Consider the following 18564-nt stretch of genomic DNA (forward strand, 5'->3'; position numbering starts at 1 on the left):
TTGTTTTTTCAGCATTTTGTATTTTAGTTCACAATAACTGTAACAAGCTATTTCTTAAGCCACAAAAAAGCCTGACCGAAGTCAGGCTTAATCTGCATTTTTTGAATAAATATGCGGCTTTATTCAGTAAAGAATAAAGTGTCGTGATATTCTGCCATCGCCTGCAACTCATCCTTATTTAAATTCAGGATGATTTTATCTGCTGCAATATTAATCGCTTTGATTACAGCTGAAGCACCAATATCAGCAGCCTTGCGTTTAATCATGCCTAAATCTAAGGTTTTATTAAAGTCGACCATAAAATGACGTACAGTTGCTTCACCAAACTGTTTGTACAGATTGCTGAGACTCTGCTTATCGACACTTTGGCCAGCTTTTAATGCTGCATAATGGTGTTTTAGGTTGGTGACCAGATTGGCATCCAGAGACTCACCAATACGGAAGTTTCCTTCCGGATCTTTAAACAGGCTGCGTTCAGAAAAAGCAATCGACTCTTTGACGACTTCATTTGGCGCTTTACCCAGCAACTGTTTCAGTAACACTGCCACAGTGGACTTGATATAGCCCGCCAGTTTTTCTGCCGTATCGCGTTTTTCGCTCGCAGGAAAACGGCGTACCAGTTCCGTGAGAATTGCATCAATAATTTCATCATTAATCATTAATGCGGTTTTATCACGCAGTGGATAAAGCGGTTCACTCGAGTTTTTATTTTTCTGTGCAGTCTGAATTGTATTTAATAGTTCTGCAGAAGGAATAAAACCAAAAAAAGGCATTCTTAAACCTCAATGTTTTTTATTGTCGCGCTAAACGAATAGGGCGAGGCATCCATGTGGAATCCGATACACGACAAGGGTTGATATCCAATCCACCACGGCGTGTATAGGTCGCATATACCATCAGCTTTTCCGGTTTCAGATTTTGCCAGATATCGGCAAACATCTGTTCCACACATTGTTCGTGAAAACCGTTGTGCTGACGATACGAAATAATATAAGCCAAAATACTCTTATAACAAGGTTTTTTGCCCTGATAGCGTATAAATACTGTACCCCAGTCCGGTTGTCCAGTGACTGGGCAGTTACTTCTTAATAAATGTGAATAGAGTTGCACTTCGATATTTTCATCGCTTTGCTGATCTAAAGACAATAAAGAAGCGTCCGGATGATTTTCCAGGCGTTCCGGAGTCAGGTCATCAATACAGATACCCTCAGGCTTAGAAATTTCAAGTTCATCAACATGGAAAAGATCCAGTGTGATTTCAGCACCAGCAGCTTTTGAGAGGTCTTTTTCAACAGTTGTAATAAAAGCCTCTTTCGAATCAAACTTGGCAAAGTTCAGGCTATTGAAATACAGCTTTAAAGATTTTGATTCAATGAGATTTGGGGAAAATGCTGGCAGGGTAATCCGACCAATCGCCACTTGAGGCACGCCGATAGCATTTAACCAAGAAATTTCAAAAACATGCCACCAGTCTTTGCCTTGCTGAATAGCTTCAACATGGGCATATTTTTCACGGGCAGGCGCACGGGAAATCGGGAACAAAATATCGGGCTGATATTCTGTTGGGTAGTTGGTGTCTTTACCAAGGAGAGAATGTTCTACACTCATTATTCACGCATTCCTGAACCACGAGACAATAAATAGTAAGCAATACCGTAAAGCACGGCACACCAGAAAGTAATCACGACCAATGAAATGGAAACATTGACATCGCTATGACCTAAAATGCCGAAACGGAACGCATTGACCATATATACGATCGGGTTAACTAAAGAGAGATTTTGCCAGAACGGACTTAAGGCTGAAATCGCATAAAACACACCGCCTAAATAGGTCAGTGGTGTGAGTACAAAAGTCGGGATGATCGAGATATCATCAAAAGATTTGGCATAGACAGCATTAATAAAACCGCCTAGAGAGAATAATAGCGAGGTAATGAGTACTGTATATATAGTCACAAACCAGTTGGTAATATAAAGGTCTGCAAAAAACAGGCTCATGGCACTGACAATAATCGCAACCAACAGACCACGAATTACACCACCCAATACATATCCCCATAAAATGGCATGTAAAGGTACTGGACTCATGATTAGCTCTTCAATGCTTTTCTGAAATTTTGAGCTAAAGAAACTGGAGGAGACGTTGGCATAACTATTGGTAATCACCGCCATCATGATCAGACCGGGGACAATAAACTCCATATAGCTATACCCGCCCATTTCCCCAATACGTGAACCGACCAGATTACCGAAGATCACGAAATATAGACTCATGGTAATGGCAGGTGGCAGTAAAGTTTGCGGCCAGATCCGCATAAAGCGGCGAACTTCTTTATGAACGATGGTATATAAGGCGACGCCGAGCTGATTTATATTCATTGTGCAGCTCCATCCAGATTTTTCTCGACCATTTTCACAAATAGTTCTTCTAAGCGGTTTGACTTGTTACGCATACTGCGTACCTGAATGTTCTGTGATTCCAGTAACTGGAACAAATCATTCATGGAATGGGCTTTATCCAGTGTCACTTCTAAGGTCATTGGATCTACTAAATTAAATTTCACACCAATAATTTCAATATTTAATGGCTCAATAGGTGCAGCCAGATCGAAGATAAAGGATTCTTCATTGAGCTGATTCAGGAAATTCTTCATGGTGGTATCTTCTTTGATCACACCACGATCGATAATCGCAATTTGACGACACAACATCTCTGCTTCTTCCAGATAATGAGTCGTTAAAATAATAGAAGTACCATTACCGTTCATTTCATTAAGAAAATCCCACATGGAACGACGCAATTCGATATCCACACCGGCTGTTGGTTCATCCAGAATCAATAATTTTGGTTCATGCATCATCGCACGAGCGATCATCAGGCGACGTTTCATACCCCCTGAAAGCATGCGAGCTTGAGTAGAACGTTTTTCCCAAAGACCCAGTTTATTTAAATATTCTTCAGCACGCGCTTGGGCAATTTTTTTAGGAATACCGTAATAACCGGCTTGAGTGACTAGAATATCAAAGGTTTTTTCAAACTGGGCGAAGTTAAATTCTTGGGGTACCACGCCTAAACATTGTTTGGCTTCAGAAGGGTGAGTATCCAGATTGTGACCAAAAATTTCAACGGTTCCAGAGGTTTTTCTTGTTAATGAACTGATAATACCAATAGTAGTGGACTTGCCCGCGCCATTAGGTCCTAGTAGGGCATAGAATTCACCTTCAGGTACAGTTAAGTTAATTCCTTTAAGTGCCTGAAAACCATTTCCATAGGTCTTCGACAAATCCCTTAATGTCAGCGCATCAGTCATAGAGATCTCAAATGGTGAAAAGTTGAGATATTGTGAGTGATCTTGCAGAATAAACCAAGTCATTCACATGGAATTCTCTGTTGCTGTTTTGGCACACTGTATAAAGGATAGGCATAAAAATAACGAAGTTATAGATAGTTGCTTTACCTTATGCATTTTTTTGTTATGATGTGCGCATTCCAAAAAGCTGCGGCCATAGCTCAACTGGATAGAGTACAGGTCTCCGAAGCCTGTGGCGTGGGTTCGAGTCCCGCTGGCCGCACCATCATTTTATAAATTTTTCTTACTTTGAACAAAAAGCAACCCAACTCCAGATTTATAAAATAAATTATGGATTCTCTTCTTCTTCATCCTGATGTTTTTGACGTATTTGATCTCTTTTCACCTGAGGGTCTTGATTCACGCCTAACTGACCGCGTTGAATCTCTCGATCCTGTTTCTCTTGTGGATCTAATTCTTCTTCTGGAAACTCTTCATTCAGTTCTTCATCTGGTTTAGCCATCGGGAATTACCTCTTGGGAATATATATGTATGTATAAGTCGCCCTAGTCCTTTAATTCTATAAAAGTGGATGAATTACATTGTTGTATTTATAGTCTGTTTAATCTCATAAATTGTTGTTTCTATAAATAGATGTGAAATAGATGTGCTGAGTAGTTTTTCTTCTAAAAAATTAGTATCTTATGCTCACAATAAAAATGAGACATAGATATGAAAAAATTATTATTCATTGGGTTGATGATTGGAGCTTCTTCATTAGCTGGAGCGAATACACCTTTAGCTATTCAACATGGTAATCCTGCTCCAATAGATAAAGCAGTTATTACGACTACACCTTATCATGCTCAAGAAAACCTAATAAGTCAGTACTCTTTAGCTTTTGGCTACGCCGGTTCAAAAATAGGGTCAGACAGTTTTTTTTGGTACTGAATCATTCGATGGGCTGTTTATTAATGGTGAATATCAATCCCATCCGACAGCCAGCTTATGGGCCGAATACAAATTTCAAAGTTCAGATATTGATTACAATCAAGTTGCAATTGGGATAAAAAATAAATTTCTGGAAAATGATCAGCTTTATTCAGCAGTTTCTATAGGCTTGGGAATGAGCTGGGTAGATGAAAGTGAAACGGATGCAGATCTTGGTCGAATCGATCTTGAATTGGATTATTTTACAATTCCTGTTGCACTGGAAGTCGGTTATAAAGTTGCTCCTGAAGCAGATTTATTTGGATCTTTTGGTTATCAATGGATGTTTAACCGTGATGCCAAGATTTGTATGAATGGCGCATGTGTCTCTGGCAAGAGTGATGATCTGGACTTAAATGGGGTTACTTATCAATTTGGTTTTCGCTATTACTTTTAGTGGCTAATCAATCGCCTTAATAGCGAATTCGTTTACTTAAGACTTGAAATTGCATCTAGATAAAATTATTCATTTTTCATATAAATAAAGAATATTTTTATTAAAATTCAAATAGATAGGGTATAGAGATAGAAAAGAATAGAGTTGTTTGTAGTACTCTATTGATCCAGCCAAAATATTCTAATCTGCTTTTGAAAAAGCACAATTTAAATATTGTATAAGTCTTCTTTTAGAAGTGTAAAAGCGTATTGTAGGTAAAAAAAATCCTGCTATATTGAACTCATGGTAGGTCATAAAACGAAACGACGCTACCAATAAGTTGGACGGATCAATGACAGTTAGTTGAGCTGGAACTTACGTTCAGGCAATAAATCTAGCACTAGCCATCCAACACAGAGCCCGCAGCGATGCGGGCTTTTTAATGCAAAATTTTAAGCGAGATTTATTAATAATTTTGACTCATTTATTTGTATAGCACATTCTTCATTAGCGACTATATAGTCAATAAAAGGTGCTCGCTAAAAAATCTTACATATTCGTTTGAAAGCCTTTCAAATAACTATGTTATAAGAATTCAGACAAGCAAATTTAATAATGCCAATAAAGGGAGGTATGACGATGACAGAAGATTTAATTGAAGTGCGAGTCAAAAACCAGTATGGCAAAATCCTGAATGTAAAAGCATTACTACGTGCTGGTGCTCAGCATAGTGATCCGTCCCAGCGTTTGGAACAGCAAGTTGAATATATTGTAGTGGATGATGAAATTATCAGGCCAACGATTGAACTGTTATTTGCCAGTGAGCAGACTGACTGTATCTATCGTGTTTTGGATCCTAAATAAAGATCCGGGATTCATTAAGCTGCTTTGCGACCCTTAAAAAAGATATAGCTCATCAAATGATGAGCTTGATTTTGATATATTAATTCACTTTTTTATCAAATTGTTTGATGCAGAATAAAAACTGATGAATTTAATTCGAAGAGATTGGATAAATTCTTATCATTTCTCAGTTTCTTAATTTTTTATGTTATATAGCATCAAGCTATCTACATAGATGATCTAAATGAACTTCTTCAAAAATACGCTCTGAGAAAAGTATTATTTCAGAAAACTTTTAATGTGACATTTACATCATAACGGTCAAACTCGTCCAGAATTTGATGAAGTGTTTGCTGTCCCAGTTCATCTGCCGGCCTGATATGAACTTCCTGATTGGTCGCGCTGTCAAAACATTCAATTGTTTGAATTAGCCAATGATGTTCAATTGAACTCTTTTGAATTAATACCCGTCGTGGCTGTAATGCGTCACTGATCTGGCGTGGCAGTACATAAGTAATCGCAAGTTGTATAGTGTCCAATTCTTCAGCTGGACTTAAAAAGGTGATCACCCAATTACCCACTTTACTGAGTTGCATGGGATTATCAAAGGCATCGAATTCAAGATAATATTGCATGGGAAGTAAGAGTATTAATTTATATTATTTTCTATATGCACCTGTTTAGAGGTGTGTTCTATCACGCTAAAGTATTAGAACAGTTAGGTGTGAGAAAGGATTAAATATTAAACTTTTAAAAATCAATAAATTGATATTGATTTGTATCTATTTTTATTCTGAATATCGATTAGTTAAGAGCTTTAAAGACTAAGGTATTCTTCTATAAAAGACTTTATTTCCTTGCTGAATAAAACAAAACATGATTAGTTAAAAATCCCTCTCCATATTTAAAGAGGGACGAAAAAATTTAATTTACAGTGTAAGGATCGCCGTATTTTCCAATGCTTTGCGTAGATAGGGATCTAAATCATCCTGACGAAGGAGCCACTGAACATAGTCAGCAGGAAGATCAACAATCGCAGTGCCACGGTGCTTACCAAAATTGATGGTTCGTGGAATACGCGCATCTTCAGATGCCTCATAGAGTTCTTCAATACTGCTGATTTTCAGGTGATGCACAATATGCATCAGAATATTTGCTGTCAAAATGATATCCATATCGGCGCGATGGGCTTTACGGATCATTTCCCGAGCGCGTTCACTGCCTTTGGTAATCATATAGATTAATGCAGAGATATTATGTGCTTCTGCCTCTGGCCAAACCCGGCGGGCGAGGGCAAGGGTACAAATTGCTTTAATATTCGATGAATCGACGCCACATTTTTCTAGGGCACGAATATCATAATCAATATTATGGCCAATGATATAAGTGGTTTCTTGCGGAAGTTCAAAGCTGCTGTAGTGCGGTTGTCCTTCCAAATCGGACGGCAGAATATGGTGTACAGCCATTGCTGCAAAGGAAATTGGTTCGTCGCATGAATAAAGCTGATCAAACAAGCGGCTTTTATCCAGACTGATTTTATGATCTATGATCTCTACAGGCGCATAGGCAATTTCAATGGGTTGACCATTCAAGGTATGGGTTTCAGTATCGAGAATGATAGCCTGCATGACGAAAATATGCCTGAAAAAAGTGGATATCAAAATCTAACATTATTGTTTCGATCCTGACAATTGAAATGCCGGATTTCATCTTTAATTGCAGACTTTTTGACTGATCCAGAACATTTGTAATCTAGACTCATAAATAATAGTTTTTAAAGTTTATGTAAATATTTCCAAAACTTAAATTTATCGTATCGGAATGGTCATAAATTAAATCACTATTTATTAGAAAAATAACAAAATAATCTCTTGTATTTAATGAAATAACTTGGGAAATTAATGTCTAGTTTTATCAACGGATAAAGATAAAACTATAAAAATTATGAGAGATAATAATTAAGACAAGGATAAGATCGATGAAACGTCATGTATTGACTGGTTCTCTACTCGCGCTAAGCGTAGCTTTAACTGCCTGTAATGATAGCGATGATGATCGTTATTATGAATCCAAACCTGCTATCCCCGTAAATAATATCGACAATCCTGTAGTGGCAACACCTGTAGCCTATAACAAAACAGATTTGTCTGCTGTTGCTGATGAAAGTGTGGTCATGACCTATAAGATGTTAGGTACTAATAATAAGGAAACCCAAGCGACGGCACTGCTTTTCACTCCAAAAGGAACGCCTCCTGCAAAAGGTTGGCCGATAGTGGCATGGGCACATGGTACAACGGGTGTGGCCGATCAGTGTGCGCCAAGTCGCAATGAAATAAATCCTTATATCAAAAATATGATTGCCGGATTTCTTCAAGCTGGATATGTGGTCGTTGCACCTGATTATGAAGGTTTAGGAGAGCCGGGTGGAAAAGAACTTCATCCTTTCCTTAATCTTAAGAGTGAAGCTTATTCGATTACCGATGCTGTAGTCGCAGCAAAAGACTATTTAGGTTCGGATGCTTCTAATCAATGGATGGCTGTCGGTCATTCTCAAGGTGGTCAAGCGGCTTTAGGCGCTGCCCAATATGCAGCACGTGCTTCTCAAATGACGTATAAAGGTACGGTAGCTTTAGCCCCTGCTTCTAATTTCAGTCTGATTCTGGCCGGTGGAGAAGCTCAAGCTGGACAAGAAACAGATCTGAATAAAAAAATTCAAACTCTAGCATCTTTAGATACTTTTACCGCGCTGATCGTCGCGGGATTGCGTAATCCGAATCCAAATCTGCAATATAGTCAGGTTTTTAAAACACCAACAGACGAGATTGCCAAGAATGCTGAAACAGATTGTTATGATGTATTAGGCAACAAATTCGGTACGGCAATGGGAGCTTATGCCCAAACCAATGGAAATCTAGAAGGATATCCGCGTACTCAAGCTAATTTTATGACTATTTCAGTAGTGAAGAATTTCCTGGAAAAAGACTCTCAGCCTTTACAGGTTAAAGTGTCTACACCTGTGATTATTTATCAAGGAGAGGCGGATCCTACTGTTCCAAAGGCTGCAACAGATGTTTTAGTGAGCTTAGCGAATCAGAAACAAACCTCGGTACGCTATATTACGGACGGTTCATGGGACCATGGCAGCGTCTATGCACTGAATATTGCTAATATTATTTCAGATGTAAAATCTCTAATGCCAATTCAATAACTTATTTTTATCTCTATAGCTCATGTTTTTTTAAGCATGAGCTATTTTTATTGCAAACTGAATAAAGTTCATGGTCGAAATTGGCAAAGTTCATGTTACAATACGCGCCAATCTTAGCACGGCTTAAAAGCCCTAATTTAATAGGACCTCGCTAATGTTTGCCAATATCTCTATTGCTGAATTTGATCCAGAAATCGCTCAAGCAATCTCTAACGAAGATGCACGCCAAGAAGCGCACATCGAGTTGATCGCTTCTGAAAACTATTGCTCACCAGCAGTAATGGAAGCTCAAGGATCAAAACTCACTAACAAATATGCAGAAGGCTACCCAGGCAAACGCTACTATGGCGGTTGTGAATATGTAGATGTCATTGAACAATTGGCAATTGACCGTGCTAAAGAATTATTTGGTGCTGATTATGCTAACGTTCAGCCACATGCTGGTTCTCAAGCAAACTCTGCAGTTTACCTAGCACTTCTTAACCCAGGCGACACAGTATTGGGTATGAGCTTGGCTCACGGTGGTCACTTGACTCACGGTGCGAAAGTAAGCTTCTCTGGTAAAACTTACAATGCAATTCAATACGGTCTAAACCCAGAAACTGGTGAGATCGATTATGAAGAAGTTGAACGTTTAGCTGTAGAACACAAACCACGTATGATCGTAGCTGGTTTCTCTGCATACAGCCAAATCGTAGATTGGCAACGTTTCCGTGACATCGCGGACAAAGTTGGCGCTTACTTATTCGTAGATATGGCTCACGTCGCTGGTCTGGTTGCTGCTGGTGTTTACCCAAGCCCAGTGCAAATTGCTGACGTAACAACAACGACTACCCACAAAACTCTTCGTGGTCCTCGTTCAGGTCTGATCCTTGCGAAAGCAAACGAAGAAATCGAGAAAAAACTTCAATCAGCTGTATTCCCAGGTAACCAAGGTGGTCCTCTGGTTCACGCGGTTGCTGCTAAAGCAATCTGCTTCAAAGAAGCAATGGCACCTGAATACAAAGCATACCAGCAACAAGTGGTTAAAAATGCTCAAGCTATGGCCGAAGTTCTAATCGAACGCGGTTACGATGTTGTATCTGGCGGCACTAAAAACCACCTGTTCTTGTTGTCTCTGATCAAACAAGATATCACTGGTAAAGATGCTGACGCTTGGTTAGGTGCTGCTCACATCACTGTGAACAAAAACTCTGTACCAAACGATCCACGTTCTCCATTCGTGACTTCAGGTATCCGTATCGGTACACCTGCTGTAACGACTCGTGGTTTCGGTGAATCAGAAGTTCGTGAACTTGCTGGTTGGATCGCTGACATCCTTGATGCTAAAGGCGATGAAGCTGTGATCGCTGCTGTTAAAGAAAAAGTTGCTGCTGTTTGCGCTAAATTCCCTGTTTACGCTAAATAAGCCTAACTTGAGAAAAGCCCCCTCAAGGGGGCTTTTTTATTGGGTGATATTTTTTCTGACTCATCTTCTGCTGCTCACTTTTATGATCAGTTAAAAGAGAAGATAAGATCAAAGCCTAATCAATCCTGTATATAAAATACTTATCCTTTTATAAAAAAGTTGAGAAATACAGATCCTATAAATCTGATTTCGAAAAGAGTATTGAGTTTTTCTAAAACTGGTTACATTCTTTAAAAAACAGCTACAGCTTCTGAGTTAAGCCACAATTTTTTAGCAGCTAAAAAAGATTTTTTTACATTTGAACTTAATTTAATTCGATTAATCACTTAGAACCTAGATTCATTTGCTTTTTAAAGACTATTCAATCATTCATTAATCAAGGTAGTAAGAATGGCTAAACCAAAAATTATTTTATCTGAACAGGATGTGGAGCGTCTCGAAACCATGCTTGAAAATCAGGACAAGCTCAGTGAGACCATGCTTCAGCTGGAAGATGAACTGGCTCGTGCTGAAGTGGTCAAGCCAGAGGACATGCCAAGCAATGTGGTGACCATGCATGCGCGTGCATTGCTGACCATTGCACCATCAACGGAGCCTGTAGAAATTACCCTGGTCTACCCACATGAGTTTAAAGGTGAAAAAGGGCAGGTGAATGTCGTAGCACCGATTGGAACTGCAATCTTGGGCCTGGCAGAAGGACAGACCATTGAATGGCCACAACCTGATGGTCAGTTGATGAAAGTCACGATTGAAAAGGTGCTGTATCAGCCGGAACGAGAAGGTGACTATCTATAATTTTTTAGTTAATTCGCCGATATAAAAAGGCCCCTATAATCGGGGCTTTTTAATGTCTATGTTTTAATGCTTGGTGAGTTTATCCAGATAACCCATAATAAATGCAGAAATCACAAAAGTCAGATGCATGATGATGTACCACATGATTTTGTCATTCTCGACGTTACGAGCATCCATAAAAATACGCAGTAAATGAATCGAAGAAATAGCTACGATGGAAGCCGCAACTTTGAGTTTAAGCGAATTGGCATCCATAGTGCCGAGCCAGTTCAGGCGGGTTTTATTTTCATCGATTTTGAGTTGTGAAACGAAATTTTCATAACCTGAAAACATTACCATCACAATAAGTCCACCAACCATGGTCATATCAACCAGGGAGAGAATCACCAGGATCAGGTCAGCTTCAGTATATTCAAAGATATGCGGCAGGACATGAATCACTTCCTGAAAGAATTTTAAGGCCAGCAATAATAAAGCGAATGATAAACCAAAATAGACAGGAGCTAAGATCCAGCGTGCGGCATACATCGTATTATGAAAAAAACGTTCCATTTTATTCTCAGGTTACCTACTTTATTGTTGATCTTGATCATAAATAATTCATGCTTAAAATTCGAGAATTATTTATGTTTTATAATGTCTTATGAGTATTCTTAAGTTTAAAAAAAGCTTAATTAAGATCATAAAATAACTTGGCATTTATTGTGCTTATTCTTATTTAGTTGGTTATTAGCCTATTTGAGGCCGATGGAAAAGATTCTAGAGAGCAACAGCAGGCTAGAGGCAAAATGATTCATACAAGAAATGACTGTATGCCAAACTTAATTCCAACAATATCTTCAACTTATATAAAGAAAATTCTATGGCTTGAAGCATTCCTTTGCAAAATGCTACATGTTATGTTGAATGAAAAGACGTACTATAAAAATCGAATTCACTGAGTTTAAAGGGCCATGTCACAGATAGATGTTTTGATTCCAATCCAAGACATTGCAGTAGAGCAGAGCGAGATTCTAAGTATCAAGCGCAACGAACTTGTGCCTTTACTCCACGATCAATACAAGCTGAATCATTATGCTGACCCACTTATTCAGGCACAGTCCGTACTATTAAATGGGGTAGATCCGCATCTGACCCAACAACTGAGCCAGACGATTGAGCAGCTGATTCAGATGTTAGCTCAATCAAAAAAATATCTGAAAAAACGTAAATTTAATGCCTTACAGAAATGGCTGGGTATTGATCTGGACTATGGCTCAAGTCAGGTTGAATACTATAAAAAACTGGACTATTTACTGGATCAGGCAGATCACCTTAGCCGTAAGTTACAAATTGAAATCCAGAAATCCCAATCGCGATTCCAGCAGCTGATCGGTTTACGTGAGCAAATGGCCAAGCATATTGTGGCAGCAGAAGAATTTTTATCTGAATATCCGCAGTTTGTCAGGAATCAGCATCCACTGGATAATTTTTCTGAGCGGCTGTTAAAAAAGGTGCATACCTTAAGAACCTTACAAAGCAGTAATGATATCGCCATTACCCAGATGCAACTGTCCCAGCAACTGTCTTATAGCCTGCTGGATCGATTTAAGGAAGCGCAACAGGTGCTGATTCCGGCCTGGCAATATCATGTCAAACAAAGCCAGACGAAACACTCGACAAGTGATCTGGAAAAACTTGATAATAGCCGAGACAATCTGATTAAAACGTTAAAAAAGTCACTCGAGAAACCCTCGAATACATAACAATATAAGGTGAAACATGACCAAATCTGATGTAGTAAATTTACCTGTCGAAAGCTCAACTGAACTGACTGAACAGAAGTTCCAGCAAATGGATCTGAAAGAGCTGGGCTTGCAGCCTGCCGATTTTCAGGAGGTCTTGGCAGCACGTAAAGAACTGCAAAATATGAGTCATAATAGTGTGGCCGAATATGGCAAAAATATAGCCACCAAAACTTCAAGCTATACCGATGAATTGCTGAATCTGGTGCAGAACAAAGATTTGGATGCAACCGGTCAAAAGCTGAATCAGGTGGTGCAAGTGGCACAGCAACTGAATACCAGCAGTATCCTGAACAAGAAAAAGAGTTCAGGATTTCTTGGCAATATCATCAGCAAATTTAAGGGCGTGAAAGATAACTTTGACTCGCATTTCAATACCACCAAAGAACAGATTGATGTGCTGGTCAAGGAAATTGAAACTTCGCAATCCGGATTAAAAGCCCGCGTTGATACGCTGGATAAAATGTTCGATGGGGTGCAGGAAGAATACAAGCAGCTGGGTATTCATATTGCAGCTGGACGTTTACGTGAACAGGAATTGCAGCAGGAAATTGCTGCGCTCACAGCTTTGCCACAAGATCAGAGCACCACGCAAAAAATCTATGACCTCAATCATCTAGCCAATAATCTGGAAAAACGCATCAGTGATTTACAGGTACTGCAGCAATCTGCGATGCAGACTTTGCCAATGATCCGCATTATCCAGTCCAATAACCTGATGCTGGTCGATAAGTTCTATGCCATTAAAAATATTACGTTACCGGCATGGAAAAACCAGATCAGTCTGGCCATTTCACTGAATGAACAGAAGAACAGCGTACAGCTGGCCAATACCATTGATGATGCGACCAATGAGCTATTACGCCGTAATGCAGATTTATTGCATCAGAACTCAGTCGATACGGCAAAAGCCAACCAGCGTTCTGTTATTGATATTGAAACGCTTGAACATGTGCAAAATACCCTCATTAAAACTGTTAATGATGTGATTCAGATCCAGAAAGAAGGTGTACAGAAACGTACTGAAGCAACGGTACGTTTAAGAGCCTTGCAAGATAATCTGAATCATTTGGTGATTGAATCAAGTACCAGTGGATCTAAACCCAACTAAATCCAGTAGGGCCAAGATCTAAAAAAAGGAGTAGAGATTGCCGCCCTTAGATGAATATGCTGTAAATCCTCAGGAAATCAAGCAAGGGGTCGTCGCACTCAAAAAGCGTCAACGTAATTTGATGCTTTTGGGGCTGACCACCTCTACGGTCTGTATCGCATCTGTGATAGGCCTGTTCTTTCAGCAGGAACTGGTTTATGGCTTTTTTGGCCTGAGTACTCAGCTTCAGCAGCTGCATTTGCCAGTTAGTGTCGATGCTAATCTGGCCAGTATTGGGGATAGTCCGGATTATTTCTTTGCTCTGTTAAGCTGGTTTGGCTGGCTGATCCTGAAAATCTTTGCCTCTTTTATTGGTGCATTTTTTCTTGTTGGGCTGCTGAAGAAGTTTCGCTTCTTCTATGTTCGCTTTCAGTCTTTCATATTGAAGTTTGTAGGCTGGCTGATTTCCTTTATCGTGATCTGGTCAGGACTGACTTATTGGCAATATGACTTGAGAAATGACCGAGAAGATGCTTATCAGCAGGTGGTCTATTACGATAGTAATATCAATGATAGTGAAGTGGCACGTTATCTGGTTGATTCCGATATCCCTTCACCGGTGAAATCTTATTTACTCGCCCAAACTGCACTCTTGCATAAACCCGTCGATTTATCTGCAGCCCGACCTTATGTCGCACAAGTAGTTGAAGCAGAGCGGCAGGATAACAAGTTTGAACAATACGGATTTAAACCGGAACAGATCTGGACCATGCAGCAACAGGTCTATGGCAAAAGTCTAACGCCTGTGGCACAAAGTGTAGATCGTCAAGCTCAGCAAGCAGAACAAGTCAGCAAGATTACCAATGTCATCATTATTGGCATTGCCATCTTATTTGCCTTGCTTAGCTTAATCATATATGCACTGGCCAATTCAATTAAGGGGCGTTCGCTACGTATTGAACAGCGAATCTTCTAAACTTAAAAATGCTCCGTTAAAAGGAGCATTTTTATTTTCCAATCTATATTCGGTTTCTTTGGGATAAAAGGCATAAATTCTAGCGATAATAAAAAATAAAATGAGGAGATGGTTTAGATCTATAAAAACGATCATTAAGATAAAAACAAACTGTTTTACCTATTTTTTTTATTCACTTAATATAGCTTCATCGAATAAATATTTACTCCCTTGGAGACGTTAGCAATGTTAGATCAAAATACTTCAGCTCAATTAAAAACACTACTTGAACGTTTGGAAGGCCCGATTGAATTAGTGGCAACTCTGGATGGCTCTGACAAATCAGCCAAAATCAAAGAACTGGTTGAGGAAATCGCTCAGCTTTCTGATTTAGTCACTGCCCGTTTTGATGGTACCAACAAACGTGCACCAAGCTTTGGTGTTGCAAAAGCCGGTGAACAGCCTCGTGTGTTCTTTGCAGGCTTGCCGATGGGCCATGAGTTTACTTCCTTGATTTTGGCATTGCTACAAACTTCAGGCTATGCACCCAAAGTTTCTGCTGAAGTTCTGGAATCGATTAAAGGCTTGGGCATTAAATCTGACTTTGATGTATTCGTATCACTGAGCTGTCATAACTGTCCGGATGTGGTGCAGGCATTGAACCTGATTGCCATTTATAACCCGGGTACAACAGCAACCATGATTGATGGTGCTTTCTTCCAGGAAGAAGTAGAAGAACGTAAAATCATGGCCGTACCGATGGTCTTCCAGGACAATGAACATATCGGTCAGGGTCGTATGACGCTGGAAGAAATCATTGCCAAACTGGATACCAATGCCGCAGCCAAAGCTGCTGAAAAACTGAATGCCAAAGATGCATTTGATGTGTTGGTGATTGGTGGTGGACCTGCAGGGAATACTGCAGCGATCTATGCAGCACGTAAAGGCATCAAAACTGGGATCGTGGCTGAACGTATGGGCGGTCAGGTGATGGATACCATGGACATTGAAAACTATACGTCAGTGCAAAAAACCCAAGGTCCGAAATTTGCCGCTGAAATGGAAGCCCATGTTCGTGAATACGGTGTCGACATCATGAACTTGCAACGTGTTTCTGACATCAAAGGTGCAGATAGTACAGCCAATGGTCTGGTAGAAGTGACTTTAGAGAATGGTGCGAAACTTGAATCTAAAACAGTCATTCTGTCTACCGGTGCACGCTGGAGAGAGATGAATGTTCCAGGTGAAGCAGAATACAAAACTCGTGGGGTAGCGTACTGCCCACACTGTGATGGGCCATTGTTCAAAGGCAAACGTGTTGCGGTGATTGGTGGTGGTAACTCGGGTGTAGAAGCTGCGATTGACCTTGCGGGGATTGTTGAGCATGTAACGCTGGTTGAATTTGATACCAAACTGCGTGCGGATCAGGTATTGCAGGACAAACTGAACAGCTTGCCAAACACCACTGTAATCAAAAATGCGCTTTCTACCGAAGTCATCGGTGACGGTTCACAAGTTACAGCGTTGAAATACAAAGACCGTGCAACTGATGAAGAGCACACTGTTGAGTTAGCAGGGATCTTTGTTCAGATCGGTTTGTTGCCAAACACGGATTTCCTGAAAGGAACTGATGTTGAGCTAACCAACCGTGGTGAGATCGTGATTAACGAACGTAATGAAACCAATGTGAAAGGTGTGTTTGCTGCAGGTGACTGTACTACTGTGCCTTACAAACAGATCATCATCGCGACTGGTGAAGGTGCCAAAGCATCATTATCTGCCTTTGATTACATCATCCGTTCTGGTCAGTAAAAAAAGAGCACCTGGAATCCCCACATTCCAGGTGCTTCATCTCAAACACCTATTATTATTTTCGCTTTATAGGAACTCAGGACGCTAACACCCGAGTTCCTTTTTTTAGTTATTATTAGATCAGCCAAAAGCGTCCCCAATCGCTTTTAGCTGTTCCTTTCCTCTGGACAGTTTTTGTTTTCAACCCTTATTTTTATCTTTCCCCAAGGTTGTTCTTAGATGAAGTCATAAGACTTCATGCATCATTCAAGCTTTGAACAGATTCAAACCTTTAAATTTCTCCATTAACTGTTCTTTCGTTTCCCGATGTTCGGGATGCGGCACAATGCATTCAATCGGACAGACGGCAATACAGGTTTGATGATCATAGAAACCCACACACTCGGTACAACGAGTGACATCAATTTCATAGACCTTATCGCCCTCATAAATTGCTTCATTTGGGCATTCCGGTAAGCACATATCACAGTTGATACATTTATCGGTAATCAAGAGCGCCATTTTTTAACTCGCCTGATAAGCCAATGAAGAGGCTGAAATGTCTACAGTCGATGATGGCAGATTACGGATCAGCAGGGCATACTGCATATCGACATCTGCAGGCACTGGAATTTCAACGACATGACCTGAACCTTTGGCATCTTCAATCAGATTGCCTTTACGGTCTTTGATCTCAGTTAAGGTAAAAGTGATGTTGCCTTTAGTGGTCATCAACTCTAGTGAATCACCGACGACAAAACGGTTTTTCACATCAATCTTGATATAGTCGCCATTACGCTCTAACACTTCCCCGCAGAACTGCTGATGATCGAAACTCGATGAACCATTTTCATAGTTTTGATATTCACTATGTACATGACGGCGTAGGAACCCTTCGGTATAGCCACGGTTTGCCAAGCCTTCCAGTTGAGTCATCAATGAAGGGTCGAATGGTTTACCAGCAAGCGCATCATCAATGGCTTTACGGTAAATCTGCGCAGTACGCGCACAGTAGAAATAAGATTTGGTTCGACCTTCAATTTTTAGTGAATGTACGCCAATTTTAGTCAGACGTTCTACATGCTGCACTGCACGCAGGTCTTTGGAATTCATAAAATAGGTGCCGTGCTCGTCTTCTTCAGCAGCGAACATATTCTCGTCATTACGTTGCAATAACACGGGTTCATCAAACTGATGTTGTACTTGCATACGTGACTCATCAGCATCTTTTGAACAACAGCCAGAATTAATATTTTTAACCGGGATCACATCACCAGTCACATCTTCCTTGGCATCCAGTACTTTGTATTCCCAGCGGCAGGCATTAGTGCAGGCACCCTGATTGGCATCTCGCTTGTTCATATAACCAGACAGCATGCAACGGCCAGAATAGGCCATGCACAGTGCGCCATGAACGAAGACTTCAATCTCCATATCTGGGACTTGCTGTTTGATTTCTTCAATTTCTTCGATGGATAACTCACGTGACAGGATTACGCGAGTGAGGCCCATGTTTTTCCAGAATTTCACCGTTGCCCAGTTCACTGCGTTGGCTTGAACTGAAAGATGAATATCCATATCCGGGAAGTGCTCACGCACCATCATGATCAAGCCAGGATCAGACATAATCAGTGCATCTGGCTGCATCGCCACAACTGGTTCAAGATCGCGAATAAAATGTTTCAGTTTGGAGTTATGCGGCTGAATATTCACAACCACATAGAATTTTTTTCCAAGCGCATGAGCTTCCTTGATACCAATCGCCAGATTGTCATGGTCAAATTCATTATTACGAACACGCAAGCTATAACGCGGCTGGCCGGCATAGACTGCATCTGCACCATAAGCAAAGGCATAACGCATGTTTTTTAGGGAGCCAGCAGGTGAGAGAAGTTCGGTAACGTGAGAAATGCTCATGATAAAATCGAAAGACATATAAAAAGTACGTCTTTATTCTAGTCATCTAAAATCAGGATTCAACCTAGTAAATAACTCGGAATTGGCATAATTCAACTCAATTTCAAGTTAAAAG

The 18564-nt window shown here is 40.2% G+C and carries 20 protein-coding genes and 1 tRNA gene; 11 read left to right on the top strand and 10 right to left on the bottom strand.

Annotation, left to right across the window (positions count from 1 at the left end; genetic code table 11):
- Positions 1-119: 119 nt before the first annotated feature.
- From AC4MCC_RS05055 to AC4MCC_RS05070, 4 genes are read right to left on the bottom strand one after another with little or no spacing between them, the layout of a single operon-like run.
- Positions 120-773: a hypothetical protein gene (locus AC4MCC_RS05055; RefSeq protein ID WP_491876673.1), complete on the bottom strand. Its 654-nt coding sequence runs from the start codon at positions 771-773 to the stop codon at positions 120-122.
- A gap of 19 nt (positions 774-792) precedes the next feature.
- Entirely contained in the window at positions 793-1608 is an 816-nt protein-coding gene (gene queF / locus AC4MCC_RS05060; RefSeq protein ID WP_491880171.1) for an NADPH-dependent 7-cyano-7-deazaguanine reductase QueF, read from the bottom strand.
- The gene (locus AC4MCC_RS05065) at positions 1608-2381 is read right to left on the bottom strand and encodes an ABC transporter permease (RefSeq protein ID WP_180179032.1); all 774 of its coding nucleotides are present in this window, start codon (positions 2379-2381) and stop codon (positions 1608-1610) included. Before AC4MCC_RS05065 ends, queF begins: the two co-directional genes overlap by 1 nt.
- Positions 2378-3313 carry an ABC transporter ATP-binding protein gene (locus AC4MCC_RS05070; RefSeq protein ID WP_323713398.1) on the bottom strand — a complete coding sequence of 312 codons (936 nt, stop codon included), beginning with the start codon at positions 3311-3313 and terminating at the stop codon, positions 2378-2380. Before AC4MCC_RS05070 ends, AC4MCC_RS05065 begins: the two co-directional genes overlap by 4 nt.
- Positions 3314-3502: 189 nt before the next feature.
- On the opposite strand from AC4MCC_RS05070, the gene AC4MCC_RS05075 reads away from it, so the two are divergent.
- Positions 3503-3578: transfer RNA gene (locus tag AC4MCC_RS05075), tRNA-Arg, on the top strand.
- 63 nt (positions 3579-3641) lie between these two features.
- On the opposite strand, the gene AC4MCC_RS05080 is transcribed toward AC4MCC_RS05075, so the two are convergent.
- Positions 3642-3815 (bottom strand): hypothetical protein, encoded by a 174-nt coding sequence (locus tag AC4MCC_RS05080; protein ID WP_179993406.1) that lies wholly within the window; start codon positions 3813-3815, stop codon positions 3642-3644.
- A 209-nt stretch (positions 3816-4024) separates the two neighbouring features.
- Between AC4MCC_RS05080 and AC4MCC_RS05085 the strand changes: the two genes are divergently transcribed.
- The 3 genes from AC4MCC_RS05085 (at position 4025) to AC4MCC_RS05095 (ending at position 5522) form a co-directional block, all read left to right on the top strand.
- Entirely contained in the window at positions 4025-4243 is a 219-nt protein-coding gene (locus tag AC4MCC_RS05085; RefSeq protein ID WP_491885750.1) for a hypothetical protein, read from the top strand.
- A 115-nt stretch (positions 4244-4358) separates the two neighbouring features.
- Positions 4359-4679, top strand: coding sequence for a hypothetical protein (locus tag AC4MCC_RS05090; protein ID WP_491885847.1), 321 nt, complete (start codon positions 4359-4361; stop codon positions 4677-4679).
- Positions 4680-5297: 618 nt separating this feature from the next.
- Complete coding sequence (locus tag AC4MCC_RS05095) at positions 5298-5522, top strand: hypothetical protein (protein WP_419365342.1); 225 nt, start codon at positions 5298-5300, stop codon at positions 5520-5522.
- A 263-nt stretch (positions 5523-5785) separates the two neighbouring features.
- Here AC4MCC_RS05095 and AC4MCC_RS05100 read toward each other — a convergent pair whose 3' ends face one another.
- A complete protein-coding gene (locus tag AC4MCC_RS05100) occupies positions 5786-6136 on the bottom strand; it encodes a hypothetical protein (RefSeq protein WP_166135969.1) in 351 nt (116 codons plus the stop codon).
- A gap of 294 nt (positions 6137-6430) precedes the next feature.
- Positions 6431-7129 carry a putative quorum-sensing-regulated virulence factor gene (locus AC4MCC_RS05105; RefSeq protein WP_491885751.1) on the bottom strand — a complete coding sequence of 233 codons (699 nt, stop codon included), beginning with the start codon at positions 7127-7129 and terminating at the stop codon, positions 6431-6433.
- A 350-nt stretch (positions 7130-7479) separates the two neighbouring features.
- Here AC4MCC_RS05105 and AC4MCC_RS05110 point away from each other — a divergent pair, with 350 nt between their 5' ends.
- The 3 genes from AC4MCC_RS05110 (at position 7480) to rnk (ending at position 10912) form a co-directional block, all read left to right on the top strand.
- Entirely contained in the window at positions 7480-8709 is a 1230-nt protein-coding gene (locus AC4MCC_RS05110; RefSeq protein WP_419374670.1) for an alpha/beta hydrolase, read from the top strand.
- Positions 8710-8863: 154 nt separating this feature from the next.
- Complete coding sequence (gene glyA, locus AC4MCC_RS05115; RefSeq protein WP_004784306.1) at positions 8864-10117, top strand: serine hydroxymethyltransferase; 1254 nt, start codon at positions 8864-8866, stop codon at positions 10115-10117.
- A 390-nt stretch (positions 10118-10507) separates the two neighbouring features.
- On the top strand, positions 10508-10912 hold the full coding sequence (gene rnk, locus AC4MCC_RS05120; RefSeq protein ID WP_034171243.1) for a nucleoside diphosphate kinase regulator: 405 nt from the start codon (positions 10508-10510) through the stop codon (positions 10910-10912).
- A gap of 63 nt (positions 10913-10975) precedes the next feature.
- On the opposite strand, the gene AC4MCC_RS05125 is transcribed toward rnk, so the two are convergent.
- On the bottom strand, positions 10976-11464 hold the full coding sequence (locus AC4MCC_RS05125) for a TIGR00645 family protein (protein WP_005236522.1): 489 nt from the start codon (positions 11462-11464) through the stop codon (positions 10976-10978).
- 401 nt (positions 11465-11865) lie between these two features.
- On the opposite strand from AC4MCC_RS05125, the gene AC4MCC_RS05130 reads away from it, so the two are divergent.
- The 4 genes from AC4MCC_RS05130 to ahpF all read left to right on the top strand — a co-directional run bounded on the left by AC4MCC_RS05130 (position 11866) and on the right by ahpF (position 16553).
- A complete protein-coding gene (locus tag AC4MCC_RS05130; RefSeq protein ID WP_491885752.1) occupies positions 11866-12657 on the top strand; it encodes a tellurium resistance protein in 792 nt (263 codons plus the stop codon).
- A 16-nt stretch (positions 12658-12673) separates the two neighbouring features.
- Positions 12674-13807: a toxic anion resistance protein gene (locus tag AC4MCC_RS05135; RefSeq protein WP_005236518.1), complete on the top strand. Its 1134-nt coding sequence runs from the start codon at positions 12674-12676 to the stop codon at positions 13805-13807.
- A gap of 37 nt (positions 13808-13844) precedes the next feature.
- On the top strand, positions 13845-14762 hold the full coding sequence (locus AC4MCC_RS05140; RefSeq protein ID WP_491876679.1) for a hypothetical protein: 918 nt from the start codon (positions 13845-13847) through the stop codon (positions 14760-14762).
- A gap of 225 nt (positions 14763-14987) precedes the next feature.
- On the top strand, positions 14988-16553 hold the full coding sequence (gene ahpF, locus AC4MCC_RS05145) for an alkyl hydroperoxide reductase subunit F (protein WP_180105300.1): 1566 nt from the start codon (positions 14988-14990) through the stop codon (positions 16551-16553).
- A 246-nt stretch (positions 16554-16799) separates the two neighbouring features.
- Here the strand turns inward: ahpF and AC4MCC_RS05150 are convergent, their stop codons facing one another.
- Together AC4MCC_RS05150 and trhP are read right to left on the bottom strand one after the other, a co-directional pair.
- On the bottom strand, positions 16800-17054 hold the full coding sequence (locus AC4MCC_RS05150; RefSeq protein WP_419374667.1) for a YfhL family 4Fe-4S dicluster ferredoxin: 255 nt from the start codon (positions 17052-17054) through the stop codon (positions 16800-16802).
- A 3-nt stretch (positions 17055-17057) separates the two neighbouring features.
- A complete protein-coding gene (trhP, locus tag AC4MCC_RS05155) occupies positions 17058-18467 on the bottom strand; it encodes a prephenate-dependent tRNA uridine(34) hydroxylase TrhP (protein WP_491876681.1) in 1410 nt (469 codons plus the stop codon).
- Positions 18468-18564 lie beyond the last annotated feature (97 nt).

This window comes from Acinetobacter sp. CAU_H_56 (assembly GCF_058599425.1).